Below are 19,938 nucleotides of genomic sequence, written 5' to 3'. Positions count from 1 at the left end.
TTTGGATGTGAATTGTTATATTTCATTATTACCTTTGATTAAAATTTTCTTGAATGAAGCCAGATTTATTTGAAGCCCCTGATTACTACAATCTTGACGATTTACTTTCTGAAGAACATAAATTGGTGCGCGATGCCGCCCGTCAATGGGTGAAGCGAGATATTTCACCAATTATAGAAGAATATGCTCAAAAAGCAGAGTTTCCAAATCAAATTTTAAATGGTTTAGCTGAAATTGGGGCCTTTGGACCATACATTCCTGAAGAATACGGAGGGGCTGGCTTAGATCAAATCAGTTATGGGTTGATCATGCAAGAAATTGAAAGAGGGGATAGTGGAGTTCGTTCAACGGCTTCTGTCCAGTCTTCTTTGGTGATGTACCCAATTTTTGCGTACGGAACAGAAGAACAACGAAAAAAATATTTACCAAAATTGGCAACAGGAGAATGGATGGGTTGCTTTGGATTAACAGAACCTAATCATGGCTCTAACCCTAGTGGTATGGAAACCAAATATAAAGATATGGGTGACCATTTTCTATTAAATGGTGCTAAGCTTTGGATTTCCAATTCACCATTTGCGGACATTGCCGTGGTTTGGGCAAAAAATGAAGAAGGAAGAATCCATGGGCTTATTGTGGAGCGTGGTATGGAAGGTTTCTCTACTCCAGAAACGCATAATAAGTGGTCCTTAAGAGCTTCAGCTACTGGAGAGCTTATTTTTGATAATGTGAAGGTGCCTAAAGAAAATCTATTGCCTGGCAAAAGTGGATTAGGAGCTCCATTGGGCTGCTTGGATTCTGCTCGTTATGGCATTGCTTGGGGAGCAATCGGTGCTGCCATGGATTGTTATGATACTGCACTTAGGTATGCCAAAGAGCGTATTCAGTTTGGAAAACCCATTGCCGCTACACAGTTGCAACAAAAGAAATTAGCTGAGATGATTACTGAAATCACCAAGGCACAATTATTAGCGTTCAGGTTGGGGCAACTTAAAAATGAAGGTAGAGCAACTACGGCCCAAATCTCTATGGCCAAGCGCAATAATGTGGATATGGCCATCAAAATTGCACGCGAAGCAAGACAAGTTTTGGGTGGAATGGGTATTACAGGCGAGTATAGCATTATGCGTCATATGATGAATCTAGAAAGTGTAATTACCTACGAAGGAACACATGATATCCATCTACTGATTACTGGTGCGGATATTACAGGACTTCCTGCTTTCAAATAGATTAGGTAGGTTCATTTCATTTTAGGAATAAAGGACAAGGTGAAATCCTTATATTAGATTGGTGCGATTATGCCAATGGTAACTTTATTGCTGTAAAACAAAGTGGAATGGATTATAAAGCCCGAAGAACTTTTTTAAAACGTCTTGGTCAAGGAGCAATAGGTTCCTTTGCGTTGCCTGTATTTGGTAATTCTTTGGCCGACCATTGGAATGCAGAAGGACTTACTAAAGGCGATTATACATCAGAAGCGTATTGGGAATTGGTTAAATCCCAATTTAATATGGCGGATGGACTTCGTTACTTCAACAATGCTTCCTTGGGTGCTTCCTCTACACATATACGCCAAGCCACATTAGGGTTTAGGGATTTATTAGATGGGTTTCCTTCCAAATACATGTGGGGCGGATGGCAAAAGGAAAAAGAAAAAGTTCGAGAAAGTGTTGCCAACCTTTTTTCGGTGGATGCAGAGGAAATTGCATTGATTCATAATACCACGGAGGGAATGAATCTTATTGCTCGGAGTTTTGATTTTCAATCAGGGGATGAGATTATTTTGGCGGACCATGAACATCCAAGCGGAACAATTCCTTGGGAGGTCTGGCAAGAAACCAAAGGTATACGGTTGGTTCGCCCAGAATTGCCGGTTCTCCCTAAAAGTGTTTCAGAATTGACAGAAGTTTATAAAAAGGCAATAACACCAAAGACCAAAATAATCTCCATGTGCCATATGGTGAATACCAATGGTATGTTGTTACCAGTTCAAGAAGTTTCCAAAATAGCCCATGAAAAAGGGATTTTAGTAGCCGTGGATGGAGCACAGTCTGCAGGCATGTTTAAAATAGATTTGCATGAATTGGGTTGTGATTTTTATGCGGCCAGTTCCCATAAATGGTTGTTTTCACCTAAAGGGGTAGGAGTGTTTTATGCCAAGAAGGAAAGTCAGCACCATTTAAAACCTTTAATGGTCGCCCGTGGACATACAGATGAAAGTATTCGTCGATTGGAGAATTACAATACCCGCAATCTGCCAGAAGTTTTAGGGCTAGGTGCCTCTGTTGATTTTCATAATACAGTAGGTAGCGAAGCAATACATAAGCGCAGCTATGAACTTAAGGCCTATTTTCGGGCTAAAATTGAAGGGAATGGCCATTTTACCATAAAAAGCCCAGCGCTAGATGACCTTTCTAGTGCTATTCAGGTGGTAGAGGTAAATGGAAAGGACGTTAAGGATATCAAAGAAAAGCTCTGGGAGAATTATGGTATTGATTGCAGACCCATGACAACCCATGGATTAAATGCGCTACGTCTTTCCTTTGCTATTTATATTACTAAAAAGGACATTGATTATTTGGTGGATGCGTTGCAAGAGCTTGCATAGTATATAAAAGGTACAAAGTGGTTATTTTCAATAGTAAAGAATCTTAAAAACGATTATTTTAGAGCATGTTTGCCTTAGTAGATTGCAATAACTTCTATGCTTCTTGTGAACGGGCTTTCCAGCCTCAGTTCAACAATACCCCTATAGCCATTCTGTCCAATAATGATGGTTGCTTTATTTCACGTAGCGATGAAGCTAAAAAACTTGGTCTTCCCATGGCGGCTCCTGCATTTAAGTATCGAAAATTCTGTGAGGACAATGGCATAAAAGTGTTTTCCTCCAATTATCCTTTGTATGGCGACATGAGTACTAGAGTAATGAATATTCTGGGAACATTTACACCGGAAATGGAAGTATACAGTGTTGATGAAGCCTTCTTAAAGTTTGATGGATTTGAAAATTATGATTTTGATATTTATGGAAAAGAAATCCAGCATACAGTGCAAAAATGTACTGGGATTCCAATCAGTATAGGAATAGCACCCACAAAAGCATTAGCAAAAGTTGCAAACAAGATTGCTAAAAAATTCAGATCAAAAACAGGTGGAGTATTTGTAATTCAATCAGAAGAAGTACGCATAAAAGCACTACAATGGACAAAAATTGAAAGTGTTTGGGGCGTTGGCCACGGGAATTTAAAGCGATTACAGTCCAGACAAGTAAGGACGGCATTCGATTTCACCCAATTATCCGATGAATGGGTGAAAAAACAAATGGCAATTATTGGTCTACGGCTAAAAAAGGATTTGGAAGGTATTCCAACTTTGGATTTGGATGATGATACGAGGGATAGAAAAGCCATTGCCACAACACGTAGTTTTGAATACACCTATTCTGATATCGAAGATATTAAAGAGCGTATTTCTACTTTTGCTGGGAGTTGTGCCGAAAAATTGCGGAGCCAAAACAGTAGTTGTAACCATGTGGTGGTTCTTTTACGAAGCAATAGACACAAGAAAAATGAGCCTCAAGACAGAAGTAGTGTGGTTGTTACGTTGCCCTATGCAACAGATTCTAGCCTAACCATAACCAACCATGCTGTAAAAGCAGCAATTTCTATATACAGACCGGGAATTAAATATAAAAGGGCTGGGGTTATTGTATCTGGTTTGGTTCCCACTAATGAAAGGCAATTGGATTTGTTTTTGTCCGAAAACCCAAAGCATCATAAAATCATGAAGGTGATGGATAATGTTAATGATAAGTATGGGTACAAAATGAAGATTGCGAACCAAGATTTAAAACGTACTTGGAAAATGCGGCAAGAGCACCTCTCTCCTCGATATACAACCAACATCAATGATATTATAAAAGTGAAATGAGTTCCAAAAAACCTCTTGAAAATAGTTCGCTCACTTTTTTTACCCCTGATGAAACAGAGAGTTTGGGTATTCCCATATCCAATAATACAGTTTCAGCAGGTTTTCCCTCTCCGGCTGAAGATTTTAAAGAGAAACGGATTAGTTTGGACAATACTTTAATAAAGAATAAGGAAGCAACCTTTTATGCAAGAGTGAGTGGAAAATCCATGATTGGAGCTGGACTAGATGATGGGGATTTGTTGGTCATTGACAGGAGTTTAGAAGCCGAAAATGGCAAAATTGCAGTATGTTTTTTGGATGGGGAGTTTACTGTAAAACGACTTCAGATAGAAAAAGATGCGATTATCCTTTTGCCAGAAAATGAAAAATACAAGCCCATTAAAGTATCAAAAGAGAGTGATTTGTTGATTTGGGGAATCGTGACGTATGTGATTAAAGAAGTTTGAAGGTTTCGTTATTGCCAAAAACAAATGATTAATCCAAATCCTTTGTTATCTTTGCAACGTTGTGTTGGATTTCAATTTACAATTAGATTGGAATCAGGTTGAAGCATCAAAACGATGCTCACCAATGAAAGGCTTTCCATATGGAAGGCTTTTTTTGTTGGAATAGGTTCTAGTAGATGGTGTGTATAATGTGGTGAAGTAAAGACGCGGCCAGCTTTGTTGTCTGCCCATCAATATCAAATTTAGGGTTCATCTCAGCAATATCCATACTAATCAATTTTCCCGAACCAATGATGGTTTTAAGGCACTCCACAACAATTTGAGGTGTGAACCCCATAGGAGATGGGGCACTTACCCCAGGTGCATAAGCGGAAGAAAAACCGTCTAAATCTATGGTTACATAGACCTTATCCACATTTTTGATAAAGGCATCGATCCATGTATTTATCTCATCTAAATACTGTATCTGAAAGGTATCGGATAACACGTATTTAACATCTAATTCTTTTGCAGTTTGAAAAAGTGTACGGTCATTGGCATCTTTCCGAATACCAAGACATAGATAATTAAAGATGTTATTTTCTCTTTTGGACTCAATTGCTATTTGATAGAATGGGGTTCCAGAATTGTTATTATGGGTGTTCTGACGAAGGTCAAAGTGGGCGTCAAAATTGATAATTCCGATTGTCTGTTCTTCTTTTTTTGAATCCAGATAATTTTTTATCCCATGGTAATGTCCATAGGCCATATCGTGACCGCCACCCAAAATTATGGGAAACTGCTTTTTTTCCAGAAGTGTGGAAACTGCTTTTGAAAGCGCTTCTTGAGCAGCTTCCATGTCTCCGTCCTCACAGACTATTGCACCTACATCATGTAATAATACGGTATTGGCAAGATGGTTGGGGAATTTCCCTAGACTGTTTTTAATGGCTTCAGGACCTTTTACTGCTCCAACCCTACCTTGATTTCGTTTTACCCCTTCATCACAGGCATACCCCAGTAGCGCAATTGATTTTTTTGCTGGTTCTGAAATTTCACTTAAAGGAGCGCACCGTACTTTTTCATGGAGGTACAGATACTTATTGCTGACTCTTCCATGCCAAATAGCTGCATTTGGATTTATGTACTGTTTCATTGTGCATCAAAAAAGATGATCCAATATATCGGTTTCCACCAGATTGGGTAAAGTTACTTTTAAATTGGGAGTTCGCTCCATTTCACGTTTTATGGCAAATAAAGCCTCTTTGTTTCTGGCCCAACTTCTTCTGGAAATACCGTTGTTTACATCATAAAACAACATACTTTTTAATTTGCGGGATGCTTCTTTAGAACCATCCAAGACCATTCCAAATCCTCCGTTAATAACCTCTCCCCAGCCTACACCACCACCATTATGGATGGAAACCCAAGTAGCGCCTCTAAAACTATCGCCAATAACATTATGAATGGCCATATCAGCAGTGAACTTGCTGCCATCATAAATATTGCTGGTCTCTCTAAAGGGAGAATCGGTACCGCTGACATCATGATGATCTCTACCAAGCACTACAGGAGCAGTAAGTTGTCCTTGAGCTATTGCATCGTTAAAAGCTTCTGCAATTTTTGCGCGTCCTTCAGCATCTGCATACAGAATCCTTGCCTGGGAACCTACTACTAATTTGTTCTGTTCTGCCTCACTGATCCATGTAATATTATCCTGCATCTGTTGCTGAATTTCCTCAGGAGCCTCAGCCTTAATTTGCTGCATTACTTTTAAGGCGATGGCATCAGTTTTTTGCAAATCCTTCGGATTCCCAGAAGTGCATACCCATCTAAAAGGACCAAAACCATAATCAAAACACATGGGTCCCAAAATATCTTGAACATAAGATGGGTATCTGAAGTCAATATTGTTTTCAGCCATTACATCACCATTAGCGCGAGAAACTTCCAATAAAAAAGCATTGCCATAATCAAAAAAATAGGTGCCTTTTTTTGTGTGCTTGTTGATGGCATTTATTTGTCTTCGTAAAGATTCTTGTACTTGTTTTTTAAATGCTTCAGGATTTTCAACCATTAAGTTATTGGCTTCTTCATAAGATAGTCCAACAGGATAATACCCTCCAGCCCAAGGATTGTGCAAAGAGGTTTGGTCTGATCCCAAGTGAACAAAAATCTCCTCTTCGTAAAACTGTTCCCAAACTTCAACAATATTGCCTATATACGCCAAAGACACGACTTCCTGATTTGTAATGGCTTCCTTGGTTCTTTTAATTAGTCCAGATATGTCGGTCAACAACTCATCTACCCAACCTTGTTGGTGTCTTTTTTTAGCTGCTTCAGGATTCACTTCCGCACAGACGGTAATACAGCCCGCAATATTGCCAGCTTTGGGCTGTGCTCCGCTCATTCCGCCCAAACCTGCTGTTAGGAATACCTTTCCATTAGGTGATTCGTCTTTTTTCAAAACTTTTCTAAAAGCGTTCATTACGGTAATGGCTGTACCGTGAACAATACCTTGTGGGCCAATATACATATAAGAGCCTGCTGTCATTTGACCGTATTGAGTAACGCCAAGTGCATTGAATTTTTCCCAATCATCTGGTTGCGAATAATTGGGAATCATCATGCCATTGGTGACGATTACTCTGGGGGCTTCTTTTGAGGAAGGAAATAACCCCATGGGATGTCCGGAGTACATATGTAATGTTTGTTCCTCGGTCATCTCAGCAAGATATTTCATGGTCAACAGATACTGCGCCCAGTTTTGAAAGACTGCACCATTACCGCCATAGGTAATAAGTTCTTCAGGATGTTGTGCCACAGCGGGATCAAGGTTGTTCTGAATCATCAGCATAATTGCAGCAGCCTGCTTCGTTTTGGCCGCGTATTCAGAGATGGGTCGGGCATAGATCTTATAGTCCGGTTTAAAGCGATGCATATAGATCCTACCATAATTGTTGAGTTCGCTGGCAAACTCTTTTGCCAATTCTACATGCCAAGCCTTTGGAAAGTATCGTAATGCGTTTTGAACGGCCAGTTTTTTCTCTTCTTTTGATAAAATATCTTTTCGCTTGGGAGCTGGATTTTCCATTTTTGGATACTCTCTTTTTGAAGGAAGATTTTCGGGAATCCCCCTTACTAGCTGCGCTTGAAAATCCGTCAATGTTGTGGTCATGTTAGTCTCTTTCATAAATTTTCTCACCTTTTTTCCAAACCATATTGGGTTTTAATTGCCCTTGATGATAGGTGATTTCTTGGTAGTTGTCTGTTTGGAAAACAACAAAATCGGCAAGCATATTTGCTTCTAGAATTCCTCTATCTGCCAAATTCAAAGCAGCACTTGCCCTGAACGTAATCCCGGCCAATACTTCCGCATTTGAGAGCTTTTCAAAGGTCCCTAGAATACTTGCTTGGGTGAGCAAATGGCCCATTGGTGCCGAACCAGGATTATGGTCGCTTGCAATGGCCAAAGCTCCGCCTGCATCTAATAGCTTTCGGGCAGGGGTAAAGGCGCATCCTAAACCTAGGGAAGCTCCAGGTAATGCCGTGGAAATAATATTGCTGTTGGCTAACAATTGAATTTCATTCTCGGTGCTGGCTTCCAAATGGTCTGCGCTTATGGCACCAAAATGTATGGCTATTTCACTTCCACCAGTAGTAAATTGATCCGCATGCACGGTAATATCAAATCCCATTGCTTTAGCTTTCTTAAAATAAGGCGCTATCTCTAGTGCAGAAAATGCACTTTCTTCAATAAAAGCATCAATCCGATTGCTAAGGCCTTCAGATTTTAATTGGGGGAACAAGTTTGAAGCAATTTCTTCTAGATAATTCTTGTCACTGTTCCAATCTTTTGGTTTCATGTGAGCCGCTAAACAGGTAGCTATAAGGTCTGCTTGTGTTTTTTTATCAGCTTGTTTTATGGCCCTGAGCATTTTAAGCTCCTCATCAATAGAGAGGCCATAACCACTTTTTACCTCTATAGTAGTGGTGCCATTTTCTAGATGAATTTTACTTCTTGAGATAATGCCTTCAATCAAATCCTCTTGAGAAGCTTTGCGAGTTTGTGTCACAGTGTCCCATATACCGCCTCCGGCTTTGGCAATTTCCAGATAAGTCTTTCCAGAATTTCTATAAGCATAATCTCTAGCTCGCGAACCACCAAAACAGATATGGGAATGGGAATCTACAAATCCCGGAAGGCAAACATGCTGCCCTTCAATATGGTGGATATCGACTGCATCGGACTTTAAATCCTCAAAAATACCAAGAGCCTTGATTTTTCCTTCGGAAATAAGAATACCCCCTTGCTCAATGATTACCAATTGCTCATCGGGCAGTGCTCCTTTCAAAGGCAAACCCGACATGGGAAGCAATTGCGTAAATGGGCCTATTAATAGTGGTTTGCTCATGTGTTAGTATGTTTCAAATTCTTCCAGATAAGGGGCGTTCCATTGAAGGTTTTTTGCTGCCATTGTTTGTTCTACAAGAGCAATTATTTCACCTTTTTGAATAGTTTCTATTCCTTTTTCAATATCGTTGGCAAAAACACGATCACTGTCAGCAAAGGGAACTTTGGTTCTTATGAATTTATGAATTTCATCCAATACAACACCTGATTTTAAAGGTTTTCTGAATTCAAAGGCTTGAGCGGCGGTTAACAGCTCAATGGCCAATATCTTTTCAACATTTTCAATAATCTGAAGTGCTTTTCTCCCACTTATTGATCCCATGCTTACATGATCTTCTTGTCCTAAAGAGGTTGGGATACTATCCGCGCTCGCCGGAAAACATAGACTTTTATTTTCACTGGCCAATGCTGCTGTAGTGTACTGTAAAATCATGTATCCAGAGTTGATTCCAGTATCTCCCATCAACAATTTAGGCACTCCAGGACTGTTCCCTTCTAGCGCCAAATAAATTCTTCGGTCCGAAATGCTCCCTAATTCTGAAGCTGCCAGTGCGGCGTAATCCAAAGCCATGGCCAAGGGCTGTCCGTGAAAATTACCTCCACTTATGGTCAACTCATCATTGATGATTACCGGATTGTCAGTAACAGAATTAAGTTCCACCTCCAACAGTTCTTTTAAGTGCAGCCATGTATTCCTAGATGCACCATGTACTTGAGGCATGCAACGAAGCGAGTAAGGATCTTGGACTCGTTCACAGTCGATATGGTCTTCCAAAATTTCGGAACCTTGGAGCAGTGTTCGTATTCTTCCGGCCACATGTTGGTTTCCTTTAAAAGGGCGAAGTGTATGCAGTTCTTCATGAAAAGGTTTCATAGAGCCTTGAAGTCCTTCCAGCATCATAGCCCCAATAATATCGGCATGTCTTAGGCAATACTGTAGTTTTTGTAGGACCAATATGCCGTGTGCAGCAATGAATTGTGTGCCGTTGATGAGCGCTAAACCTTCCTTTGGACCAAGTTCCAAAGATTGAAGTCCGGTTTTCTTAAATAGCTGATCTGTAATAATGGTTTCTCCTTTATAATTTACTTTGCCTAGCCCGATTAAGGGAAGAAATAAATGGGAGAGGGGAGCCAAATCACCAGAAGCTCCTACTGAACCTTGTGACGGAACCACAGGAATAGCATCATGCTCCAAATGCCAGAGCATTCGATTAATTGTGGCAATTGCGATACCCGAATATCCTTTGGCAAGGGCATGGATTTTTAAGATAAGCATTAGCTTGGCAAGTTCTTCGGATATGGGTTTTCCCACTCCAACACTATGACTTTGTAAAATATTGGATTGAAGAATTTTAGTATCCTCCTTGGAAATTTTGGTATTGCACAAAGGTCCGAAGCCCGTATTTATACCATAAACAGTGTCACCTTTGGCAACAATGTTTTGAACGCGAAGGTTGCTTACCTCAATTTTCTTGATATAATCTGCTGATATAATTCCTTTGACTGAACCCTTTGCAATGCCTATGGCGATACTTGCAGTTAGATGATGTTCGCCAAAATGAAATGTTTTGGGTAGTTGCATATGTATAATTTGAGATTTATAAAGATACCGTGTATGATTAATAATTACCAATACTTATTTTTGTAGTATTTAATAACTATGAATTATCAGATAGAATTACGACATTTTATTTATTTTTTGGCTGTGGCCGAAGAATTGCACTATAGAAAGGCAGCAGAAAAGCTGTTTATATCCCAACCCGGACTGAGTACGCAAATCAAGCAGATGGAAGGAATTCTCCAAACCCAACTTTTTATTAGAGATAAGAAGAAAGTTAGGTTAACACCGGCAGGAGATTTTTTAAAAGGGGAAGTAGAGTTTATTCTGAACCATTTGGAGCAGACCAAAAAACAATTAAAACTTATTGGTGAGGGGCATTTAGGTGAAATTAGAATTGGGTTTTTAGGTTCTGCAATGCAGAATGTAATACCAAATTTATTGCTGGATTTAAAGGAAAAGTTCCCTTTCATACATACCAGCCTTGAAGAACTTTCAAACAAAGCTCAGATAAGTGCTATTTTAAGGGACAAATTGGATTTAGGGTTTGTAAGATTATCAAGAGTGCCAAAAGGGCTGAAGTTGAAACCTGTTTTTGAAGATACCTTTTCGTTGGTTTTGCCAGCGGACCATATATTGAATGAGAAAGATTTTAAAAGCATTAATCAAGTCGCCACGGATGATTTTATCCTATTCTCGCAGGATTATAGCCCACAATATTATGATACGGTTTTAAGTATTTGTGAAGATGCTGGTTTTTCACCCAATGTTTCCCATAAATCGGTACATGCTCAAACTGTTTTTAAATTGGTGGAAAATAAATTGGGGATTGCAATAGTGCCCACTGCCTTGCAATACGGTTTTCAAATGAAAGTAAAATTCATCGAACTCAAAAAGATTAAACAACGGGCTATTTTATCTATGGTTTGGAAAGAGGACAACCGAAATCCAGTACTACAAAATTGTATTGATTTACTTTTAAAACTATAGCATAAAAATTTTCCAAAGTGTAACTTTGAAAAGCTTAAAAATAGACTATGGCATTTGATATAATTAAGAAAAGGCGAAGTGTTTTTCCCATTCAATATAATGATAAGCCCATCTCAAAAGAAACCATTGAGAAGTTGTTGGAAGCAGCCAACTGGGCACCTACCCATAAAAAGACCGAACCTTGGCGATTTAAGGTGTTGATGGGCACAAAAAAAGAAGCTTTGGGAAAATTTATGTCGGATAAATACCAAGAAGTAGATTCCAAACCCAAACAATTAAAAATCAAAAAATTGCAAGATAATCCAGTTCGTTCAGGAGCGGTAATTGCCATTTGTATGCAACGTGATCCTAATGAATGTATACCCGAGTGGGAAGAATTGGCAGCTACAGCGATGGCAGTGCAAAATATGTGGCTTTGCAGCACGGAAATGGGAATTGGATGTTATTGGAGTTCTCCTGGTTTGATAAAATACATGGATGAGTTTTTCAATCTTAATGAAGGTGAGAAATGTCTTGGATTCCTATATATGGGGTATTATGATAATCCGGTAGAACCATCAACAAGAACTCCTATTGAAGAAAAAGTAGAGTGGTTTGATTAACTAAAAGTGAACAGTTCCGAACCGTATTCAATGGCTTTCCAAATAAAGATCCCAAAATAGATTACCCCTATTAAGAACTTCATAAATGTTCCTGTAAGAAAACCTAAGAAGGAACCAAAAGCAGCTTTCAATGCGGTTTTTTGATCTGCTTTATTAATAAGTTCGCCAACCAAAGCACCTACAAAAGGCCAAATGATAATTCCGAACGGGCCTAATATGGGGAAAAATATAGCGACCAACAATCCGATTACGGTCCCTAACATACCTGCTTTACTGCCGCCAAATTTTTTAGTCCCCATGGCTGGAATCACATAATCCATTACCGTAATCAGTAGCGCAAAAAAGAGCGTTATACCCAGCATCCACCAATCATCTGGAACAGCTTTGGTCAAATACAACAGCAATAATCCTAGCCAACTTACCGGTGGACCGGGTAACACTGGTAGAAAACTACCCAAAATACCTACTAGCATTAATATAAACCCTAAAACAAGTAAAGCAATGTCCATTTTTGGTTTTGACTATAAGACAAATTTAGTAATGAAATGTTACAAGTCTATTCTAAAACCGAGTTTAGATTATTTAATTGAACTAAAAAATTAGTTTAAACTAAAAATTTAGTTATATTTGCTTCATGTTATAACTAAAAACTTAGTTAAATGATGAAGCAATTGACCAAAGCGGAAGAGGAGGTAATGCATATTTTGTGGAAACTTGAAAAATGCAATGTCGCAGCAGTTCTTGAGGAACTACCAGAACCAAAGCCAGCATATAACACAATTTCTACCATTGTTCGCATATTAGAAGACAAGGGTTTTGTGAGTCACGAGAAGGTAGGGAAAGGACATATCTATTTTCCATTAATTAAAAAATCGGACTATAGTAACCAATCCATCAACAAACTAATGGAAGGTTATTTTCAAGGATCATTTAAAAGTATGGTGTCCTTTTTTATGAAGAAAAATGACATTAGCCTTAGTGAATTAGAGAGTATTATGGATCAAATAAAAGAAGAGGAAGAATGATACAGTATGTTTTAGAAAGTTTGGTCTTTCAGTTAATCTTTTTATTGACGTATGATTTGTTCTTGAAAAAAGAAACTTTTTTTCAATGGAATCGAATTTACCTTATAGGGACATTTACACTTTCTTTGATACTCCCTTGGATAAGAATTGAAGCACTTCAAGCCTTGGTTCCAAATGAGTTAATAGTGTATCCCTCTTTTTTATGGCAGTTAGATGAGATTACGGTGTATAGCAAAAATAATAACGAAAGCTTTTTCGAATCCATCTCTTGGGAGCATATGGTGTTTGGTATTGGTATGTTGGTAATGTACTGTTGGTTTTCAATCAAACTTTTCCAAATCCTTAGATTAAAGCATAAAGGGGACGTCCATTACCATAAAGATTATACCAAGATAGTAGTTCCAAAAAGTGGAACAGCTTTTTCATTTTTCCGAAACATTTTCTTAGGTCAGGATATTAAACAAGATAAACAGCAACAAATTATAGCCCATGAGTTGGTACATGTGAGACAGCTACATACTATTGATCTTATCTTTTTTGAGCTAATGCGAATAATTTTTTGGTTCAATCCTTTGGTTTATGTTTATCAAAGTAAAGCTTCGGAATTACATGAGTTTATCGCAGATTCCGAGGTTTCCAAAGGAAATAAAAAAGAGCAATATCAATTATTGTTATCGGATGTGTTTCGAACTCAAAATATCAGTTTTGTCAATCAATTTTTTAAAAAATCATTAATCAAAAAACGAATAGTTATGTTGCAGAAAGAAAAATCAGGAAAAATCTATCGGCTTAAATATCTTTTATTATTGCCAGTTACGGTTAGTATGTTGTTATATACTTCATGTGAAAATGAGAAAGGTAGAATTGATAGTTCAATTAGAAAAGAAAAGAATGAATCTTTTCTTGTTGTTGACGACTTAAATAATATGTCGGAAAGTGAAAAGAATATACAGCAAAGGCTAACGGATGAACTGATTCAATTAAAATCCCCACAAACTTTGATGGTAGAAGATGGTAGCAATTCAGTAAAACTTTATATTGATAAGGGCGAAATAAAGAAAGTAGAAGTACAAAAAAATTCTGTTGAGGATAAAAAAGCTGGATCTAAAATTAATGGAGATCCAACTCCGTTTAATATAGTTGATAAGGTTCCAATTTTTCCTGGTTGTGAAAATGCAGAGGATCAAAAATCCTGTTTTATGGAAAAAATAAGAGAACACATCACAACGAATTTTGAATACCCAGAAAAAGCTGAAGAAATGGGTATTCAAGGAAATGTGAATGTACTTTTCACAATTACAAGGGAAGGCCAGGTTACTGGAATTAGGATGAGAGGGCCACATGAGTTGTTAGAAGAAGAGACCCACCGAATCATTTCTAAGCTACCTCAAATGCAACCGGGCAAACACCAAGGAAGGATAGTGGAAGTTCCGTTTTCAATCCCCATTAAATTTGAGTTATAAGGTAGCGAAGTAAAAGCAGCAGAGTTTGGTTATTGTTTGTTAAACTTCCTCAGCGTGAAAACCGGAGTGAAATCTTCGGTTTTCACTATTTAAGATGTTATTGAGTTATCCAAAAAATCGTAATTTCAGCCAAATATTTGGGGCTGTATGCGTAAGTTGGTTGTGTTAAGTTTTTTTGGTTTGCTCGCTTCTTGCGAACTTTTTATGTCCAAAGAAGATAAGACCCAAAAAATGGTCAATGAAGAATTGTTGTCCATTGATTGGAATGATGTTGACCAATACCCACTTTTTGAAGATTGTGATGAAACAGCTACCAAACCTGCACAGCGTGACTGTTTTCAAAGTGCAATGCTTAATCATTTTTCCAAAGCATTGGAAGGATTACAATTTCAAGTGGATAAGGATTTGAACGATACCATGTATATAGATTTTTCAATTGATGAGCATGGATTTATATCGGTTTTAAATGTTGAGGAGAATACTGCCATTTTAAATGAGATACCAGATTTTAATGCCAAAATATCCAACCGATTGAATGATCTAACTACGGTTGCTCCCGCATTAAAACGAGGTATTCCCGTAGGACTAAAGTTTAGACTTCCCATAGTTTTAAATACGAATTAAAGACTTGGCAACAGAAAAAATCATTTTAGGAATTGACCCAGGTACAACGGTTATGGGTTTTGGAATCATCAAGGTGATCAATAAACAAATGCATTTTGTTCAAATGAACGAGTTGATGCTAAAAAAATACGATGACCCCTATACCAAGCTGAAATTGATTTTTGAACGCACCTTGGAGTTGATAGACACCTTTCACCCAGATGAGATTGCCATTGAAGCTCCATTTTATGGCAAGAATGTGCAGTCCATGCTTAAACTAGGCAGGGCACAGGGAGTGGCCATGGCCGCTGGGCTCTCCAGACAAGTTCCTATTACAGAATACATGCCCAAAAAGATTAAGATGGCCATAACAGGCAATGGAAATGCTACCAAAGAGCAGGTGGCCAAAATGCTTCAAAGTATGTTGAAACTGAAAACATTACCTAAAAATTTAGACAGTACGGATGGACTTGCTGCTGCTGTCTGCCATTTTTATAATGAAGGTCGAGTTGAGGTTGGAAAGCACTACACCGGATGGGACGCTTTTGTAAAGCAGAACACTGATAAAATCGATAAGCAATGAACAATGGCCAATAAACAATGAACAATGAACCACCAGACCAAATAACAAATCAAAACCTACTTAATATGAGCAAAAAGAATCCCTTAGCTAGCAAGTCGTATGATTTTGCCTTAAATATCATTCAACTTTATAAAAAGCTGAACAAAGAAAAAAGAGAGTATATTTTGTCTAAACAGCTATTGCGTTCAGGAACTTCTATTGGTGCTAATATTTCAGAGGCTAACGGGGCAATTTCTAAAGCCGATTTTTCAGCAAAGATTTCAATTTCATATAAAGAAAGCTTAGAAACTAAATATTGGCTCTCGCTTTTAAAAGATTCGGATTATTTGAGTGTTGAGGAAGCGGATAGATTGATTGAAAATGCAGACGAACTTTCAAAAATCATGTTTTCGATTTTAAAAACTACAAGAATGAACAAATGATTCATTGTAAATTGTTCATTGATAATTGAACACTAAAATGAGCGGAATCTATATCCATATTCCCTTTTGTAAACAAGCTTGCCATTATTGTGATTTTCATTTTTCTACGCAACTGGGAAAGAAAGAGGCCATGCTGCTAGCAATCAAAAAGGAAATTGAACTCCGAAAAGATGAGTTTGAAAATCATAAGGTAGCAACCATATATTTTGGGGGCGGAACACCTTCTATTTTGACTACAACTGAAATAGAAACTTTAGTAACAGCCGTTCACGAAAATTACAAGCTTGTTGAAAACCCAGAAATCACTTTAGAAGCCAATCCTGATGATTTAACGGATGATAAAATCGTTGAGCTATCCAATAGTCCCATTAATCGCCTTAGTATAGGTATCCAATCTTTTTTTGATGAAGATTTAAAGTTGATGAATCGAGCACATTCATCCGACGAAGCCATCAAATCATTGTCAACGGCAACTCAGTACTTTGATAATATTTCAATCGATTTAATTTACGGAATTCCAGGCATGGATAACAAAAGGTGGAAAGCAAATATTGAAAAAGCGCTTTCTTTTGAACTCCCCCATATCTCTAGTTATGCCTTAACCGTTGAACCAAAAACGGCACTTAAAAAGTTTATAGAAAAAGGAATCGTGGCCAATGTGGATGACGAACAGGCACAGGAACAGTTTAATATATTAGTGGATGTTTTGGAGAAAAATGACTTTGTGAATTATGAGATTTCCAACTTTGGAAAGCAAGGGTATTTTTCAAAAAACAATACTTCGTATTGGCAAGGGAAGAAATATGTAGGTATTGGTCCTTCGGCTCACTCTTTTGATGGGCAAAATAGGAGTTGGAACATTAGGAACAACCCAAAATATATAAAGGCTTTAGAAGGAGAGGTACTGCCCAAGGAGACAGAGACCTTGTCCAAAACAGATAGATATAATGAGTACGTGATGACCGGGTTGAGAACTATTTGGGGTGTTTCTCTAGAAAAAATCAAACACGATTTTGGACAGACGTATCTTGATTATTTAAATAAACAAACCAAAAAATACTTGGAGAAGCATCTGCTTTTTGTGGATGATGGAAAATTGTTGGCAACCAAAAAAGGAAAGTTTCTAGTCGATGGAATTGCATCGGACCTTTTTATGATTAATTTGGAATCATGATTGCCAACATTAAATATAATTCCAAGAATTATAAAATCGATTTATCCAATCCTTTGGATATTTCAATCCCGCTTCGGGATGGGAGTGAGAATGTAAATGCGTGGTACTTGGATTCTCCTAAAATTGGTCCGCATCAAGAAGGTGGTTTTATCGGAAAAGTTTCTGAGGGGGCTTCTACCAACTTTAATGATATTTGGTTCAATCCGCATTCCCATGTGACGCACACCGAATGTCTGGGTCATATTACAGAAGGGTTTTACTCCATAAATCAAGAATTAAAACAATTCTTTTTTTTAGCAGAAGTAATAACTGTTGCCCCTGAGAAGAAAGGAGATGATTTTGTGATATCGGAAAAGCAATTAAAATATGCCTTGGGCAATAAAAAAAGAGAGGCATTGATTATTAGGACCATTCCGAACCTTGAAAACAAGAAGTCGATGAAGTATTCCAATGAAAACCCACCTTATCTGCTAGAGGCGGCGGCTAGTTATTTGGTTGATAAGGGCATATCACACTTACTAATTGACCTTCCTTCTGTGGACAAGGAAAAAGATGGCGGTGCTCTTTTGGCACATAATGCCTTTTGGAGGATGAATGATAAACCAAGATCAAGTGCGACAATTACAGAGTTTATCTATGTAGGGAATGAGATAGAAGATGGCTGCTATTTTTTAAACCTCCAGGTAGCCCCTTTTGAAAATGATGCCAGCCCAAGCAGGCCTATTTTATATGCCCCAATGGAGTAAGGAGTTCTTTACAATCTTTATATATTTAAAACGTGGATAGCGCTGTAGAAGCTTTTTTAGGTCTTATTTTAGGAGCAATATTAATGTATTGGTTGTTCTCCGCTTTTAGAAGAAAGAAAAGTAAGGAGCTGACCAAACAACAGTCCACGGTATTATTGGACAAAATTCAAAGTGTGTGTAAATTGATTTCCGTAGAGGGGGATTTTGCCGAAATATACCACTATGAAAATACCAAAGAAGGCTTTATGAGCCTTTTAAGTAGCAAGAAAAAAGCATTGGTTGTTGTAAAGGCGAGAGCCCACATAGGGTATGATTTAAAGAAATTGAATTTGAAAGCTGACAATAAAAATAAGCGAATCATACTTGCCGATTTTCCAGAACCAGAAATTTTATCAATTGAGCCAGACCTTCAGTTTTATGATATAAAAAATGGTCTTTTTAATAGCTTTTCGCCAGATGATTTGACAAAACTGAACCTGGAAGCCAAAGACCATATCAAACAAAAAATACCGGAGAGTGGTTTAATGGTCACAGCAAAAAAAGAAGCCTTGCAAGCTGTATTACTGGTTGAAAAAATTGTGGAGACCATAGGGTGGACCCTTGATTATTCAACACTGGAAATAACAAAAAGCGACAAAAAACTTATAGAAGAATAAATTAGTATGAAAACAGGAATTATCACTTTATTATTGATTGGCGTAGCAGCAACTACCAATTATGCACAAACTAAAGACACTATGAAAACTTTTGATTCCGCTTTTGCCCACACTGTTTACTTTTGGTTTAAAAATCCTAACAGCAGTGCGGACAAGGCAAAATTTGAAACTTCTTTAAAGACCTTCCTCAACAACTCCAAATATGCAAAGACCAACTTTATTGGTACCCCGCCAACATCGACTAGAGATGTGGTGGATGGGTCATTCACCTATTCCTTGATAGTAACGTTTGAATCTGCGGAAGCGCAGGAAGGATATCAAAAAGAAGAGGCCCACTTAATTTTTATTGAAGAGTGCAAGGATCTTTGGGAGAAGGTAATTGTATATGATTCAAATGGGATATAAAGATGAATGTTGAAGAACTTAGAAACTTCTGTGTTGCTAAAAAAGGTGTAACAGAGGAATTCCCTTTTGATGAACACACTTTGGTATTTAAGGTTATGGGCAAAATGTTTGCTTTGGTACCCTTGGAAAGAATACCGTCCCAATGTAATTTAAAGTGTGACCCAGAAAGGGCCATAGCACTTAGGGAAGAATATGATGGAGATATTACCCCGGGATACCATATGAGCAAAGTACATTGGAATACGTTGTTTTTGGAAAACCTTCCACCAGATTTGATAATGCAGCTTGTAAACCATTCATACGACTTAGTAGTTTCTAAACTTACCAAGAACTTGCGAAGTCAATTAGATGCCCTTTAGGTAGTTAGGAAAATAATTGATAATTGACCGAAACAATGCTACCATTCATCGATGGTTTTTTTGAATTTGACTAATTCGTAGTCTTTTTCCTATGATATTTATGCACTTTTGTATACTAAACGCAAAGTGTCATGAATGTTTTATTCATAGAAGATGATATGATAGAGACAATGAAGTTGCAACGAGCAATTTCAAAGTTCCAGTGCAAGCATAAGATTGTTGAGGCAAAAAATGGTGAAGAGGCTTTAGAGGTTTTAAAGGCAGGAAGTCTGCCAGATATTATTCTTCTTGATCTGAATATGCCTCGGATGAGCGGAATAGAATTTCTTTCCATTATTAAAGCAGATGAGAAACTTAAATACCTGCCTACGATTATTTTGACCACATCCGAAAACCGAGTGGATTTGCTAAAATGCTTTGAGATTGGTATTGCTGGATATATCATAAAGCCTTTAAAATATGAGGATTACGAGTCAAAGCTTAAAAAAGTTTTTGATTATTGGGAAGTAAGTGAACTGTTTAAAGCCTAACAAAATCCCTAATTTCACAACATTATTTTTATAAATAGGTAGTACAATTC

General features: G+C 37.8%; 22 protein-coding genes. 17 read left to right on the top strand and 5 right to left on the bottom strand.

Features of this window, described 5'->3' with window-relative positions; all coding sequences use genetic code 11:
• Positions 1-53: 53 nt before the first annotated feature.
• The 4 genes from FVB32_RS02820 to FVB32_RS02805 all read left to right on the top strand — a co-directional run bounded on the left by FVB32_RS02820 (position 54) and on the right by FVB32_RS02805 (position 4,379).
• The gene (locus tag FVB32_RS02820) at positions 54-1,232 is read left to right on the top strand and encodes an acyl-CoA dehydrogenase family protein (RefSeq protein WP_147741067.1); all 1,179 of its coding nucleotides are present in this window, start codon (positions 54-56) and stop codon (positions 1,230-1,232) included.
• Between the two features lie 107 nt (positions 1,233-1,339).
• Positions 1,340-2,611, top strand: a complete 1,272-nt coding sequence (locus tag FVB32_RS02815) for an aminotransferase class V-fold PLP-dependent enzyme (protein WP_147741066.1) — start codon at positions 1,340-1,342, stop codon at positions 2,609-2,611.
• 65 nt (positions 2,612-2,676) lie between these two features.
• Positions 2,677-3,933 carry a Y-family DNA polymerase gene (locus tag FVB32_RS02810; RefSeq protein ID WP_147741065.1) on the top strand — a complete coding sequence of 419 codons (1,257 nt, stop codon included), beginning with the start codon at positions 2,677-2,679 and terminating at the stop codon, positions 3,931-3,933.
• Positions 3,930-4,379: a LexA family protein gene (locus FVB32_RS02805; protein WP_147741064.1), complete on the top strand. Its 450-nt coding sequence runs from the start codon at positions 3,930-3,932 to the stop codon at positions 4,377-4,379. The genes FVB32_RS02810 and FVB32_RS02805 overlap by 4 nt, the downstream gene beginning before the upstream one ends.
• A 169-nt stretch (positions 4,380-4,548) precedes the next feature.
• Here FVB32_RS02805 and hutG read toward each other — a convergent pair whose 3' ends face one another.
• From hutG to hutH, 4 genes are read right to left on the bottom strand one after another with little or no spacing between them, the layout of a single operon-like run.
• On the bottom strand, positions 4,549-5,514 hold the full coding sequence (gene hutG, locus FVB32_RS02800) for a formimidoylglutamase (protein ID WP_147741063.1): 966 nt from the start codon (positions 5,512-5,514) through the stop codon (positions 4,549-4,551).
• Positions 5,515-5,520: 6 nt separating this feature from the next.
• On the bottom strand, positions 5,521-7,551 hold the full coding sequence (locus tag FVB32_RS02795; protein WP_246139818.1) for a urocanate hydratase: 2,031 nt from the start codon (positions 7,549-7,551) through the stop codon (positions 5,521-5,523).
• On the bottom strand, positions 7,538-8,773 hold the full coding sequence (gene hutI, locus FVB32_RS02790) for an imidazolonepropionase (RefSeq protein WP_147741062.1): 1,236 nt from the start codon (positions 8,771-8,773) through the stop codon (positions 7,538-7,540). The genes FVB32_RS02795 and hutI overlap by 14 nt, the downstream gene beginning before the upstream one ends.
• A 3-nt stretch (positions 8,774-8,776) precedes the next feature.
• Complete coding sequence (hutH, locus tag FVB32_RS02785) at positions 8,777-10,354, bottom strand: histidine ammonia-lyase (protein WP_147741061.1); 1,578 nt, start codon at positions 10,352-10,354, stop codon at positions 8,777-8,779.
• A 78-nt stretch (positions 10,355-10,432) separates the two neighbouring features.
• On the opposite strand from hutH, the gene FVB32_RS02780 reads away from it, so the two are divergent.
• Both FVB32_RS02780 and FVB32_RS02775 read left to right on the top strand, forming a co-directional pair.
• A complete protein-coding gene (locus tag FVB32_RS02780) occupies positions 10,433-11,320 on the top strand; it encodes a LysR family transcriptional regulator (protein WP_147741060.1) in 888 nt (295 codons plus the stop codon).
• Positions 11,321-11,367: 47 nt separating this feature from the next.
• Positions 11,368-11,922 carry a nitroreductase family protein gene (locus tag FVB32_RS02775; RefSeq protein ID WP_147741059.1) on the top strand — a complete coding sequence of 185 codons (555 nt, stop codon included), beginning with the start codon at positions 11,368-11,370 and terminating at the stop codon, positions 11,920-11,922.
• On the opposite strand, the gene FVB32_RS02770 is transcribed toward FVB32_RS02775, so the two are convergent.
• On the bottom strand, positions 11,919-12,431 hold the full coding sequence (locus tag FVB32_RS02770; protein WP_147741058.1) for a DUF456 domain-containing protein: 513 nt from the start codon (positions 12,429-12,431) through the stop codon (positions 11,919-11,921). The genes FVB32_RS02775 and FVB32_RS02770 overlap by 4 nt on opposite strands.
• Positions 12,432-12,584: 153 nt before the next feature.
• Here FVB32_RS02770 and FVB32_RS02765 point away from each other — a divergent pair, with 153 nt between their 5' ends.
• From FVB32_RS02765 to FVB32_RS02715, 11 genes are all read left to right on the top strand, one after another.
• On the top strand, positions 12,585-12,947 hold the full coding sequence (locus FVB32_RS02765) for a BlaI/MecI/CopY family transcriptional regulator (RefSeq protein ID WP_147743397.1): 363 nt from the start codon (positions 12,585-12,587) through the stop codon (positions 12,945-12,947).
• Entirely contained in the window at positions 12,944-14,410 is a 1,467-nt protein-coding gene (locus FVB32_RS02760; protein WP_147741057.1) for a M56 family metallopeptidase, read from the top strand. The genes FVB32_RS02765 and FVB32_RS02760 overlap by 4 nt, the downstream gene beginning before the upstream one ends.
• A 147-nt stretch (positions 14,411-14,557) precedes the next feature.
• A complete protein-coding gene (locus FVB32_RS02755) occupies positions 14,558-15,034 on the top strand; it encodes a hypothetical protein (RefSeq protein WP_147741056.1) in 477 nt (158 codons plus the stop codon).
• Positions 15,035-15,038: 4 nt separating this feature from the next.
• On the top strand, positions 15,039-15,596 hold the full coding sequence (gene ruvC, locus FVB32_RS02750; protein WP_147741055.1) for a crossover junction endodeoxyribonuclease RuvC: 558 nt from the start codon (positions 15,039-15,041) through the stop codon (positions 15,594-15,596).
• A gap of 65 nt (positions 15,597-15,661) precedes the next feature.
• The gene (locus tag FVB32_RS02745; protein WP_147741054.1) at positions 15,662-16,018 is read left to right on the top strand and encodes a four helix bundle protein; all 357 of its coding nucleotides are present in this window, start codon (positions 15,662-15,664) and stop codon (positions 16,016-16,018) included.
• 37 nt (positions 16,019-16,055) lie between these two features.
• Positions 16,056-17,192, top strand: a complete 1,137-nt coding sequence (gene hemW, locus FVB32_RS02740; protein WP_147741053.1) for a radical SAM family heme chaperone HemW — start codon at positions 16,056-16,058, stop codon at positions 17,190-17,192.
• Positions 17,189-17,938, top strand: coding sequence for a cyclase family protein (locus FVB32_RS02735; protein WP_147741052.1), 750 nt, complete (start codon positions 17,189-17,191; stop codon positions 17,936-17,938). Before hemW ends, FVB32_RS02735 begins: the two co-directional genes overlap by 4 nt.
• A 32-nt stretch (positions 17,939-17,970) precedes the next feature.
• Positions 17,971-18,594 carry a DUF4230 domain-containing protein gene (locus FVB32_RS02730; RefSeq protein WP_147741051.1) on the top strand — a complete coding sequence of 208 codons (624 nt, stop codon included), beginning with the start codon at positions 17,971-17,973 and terminating at the stop codon, positions 18,592-18,594.
• Between the two features lie 6 nt (positions 18,595-18,600).
• Entirely contained in the window at positions 18,601-18,999 is a 399-nt protein-coding gene (locus FVB32_RS02725) for a Dabb family protein (RefSeq protein ID WP_147741050.1), read from the top strand.
• 2 nt (positions 19,000-19,001) lie between these two features.
• Positions 19,002-19,358, top strand: coding sequence for an MmcQ/YjbR family DNA-binding protein (locus FVB32_RS02720; RefSeq protein WP_147741049.1), 357 nt, complete (start codon positions 19,002-19,004; stop codon positions 19,356-19,358).
• A 131-nt stretch (positions 19,359-19,489) separates the two neighbouring features.
• Positions 19,490-19,888: a response regulator gene (locus FVB32_RS02715; protein ID WP_147741048.1), complete on the top strand. Its 399-nt coding sequence runs from the start codon at positions 19,490-19,492 to the stop codon at positions 19,886-19,888.
• Positions 19,889-19,938: the final 50 nt, after the last annotated feature.

The organism is Flagellimonas hymeniacidonis, from assembly GCF_008040165.1.
GTDB classification, from domain to species: domain Bacteria; phylum Bacteroidota; class Bacteroidia; order Flavobacteriales; family Flavobacteriaceae; genus Flagellimonas; species Flagellimonas hymeniacidonis.
This window is presented reverse-complemented; position numbering and strand designations above follow the sequence as displayed.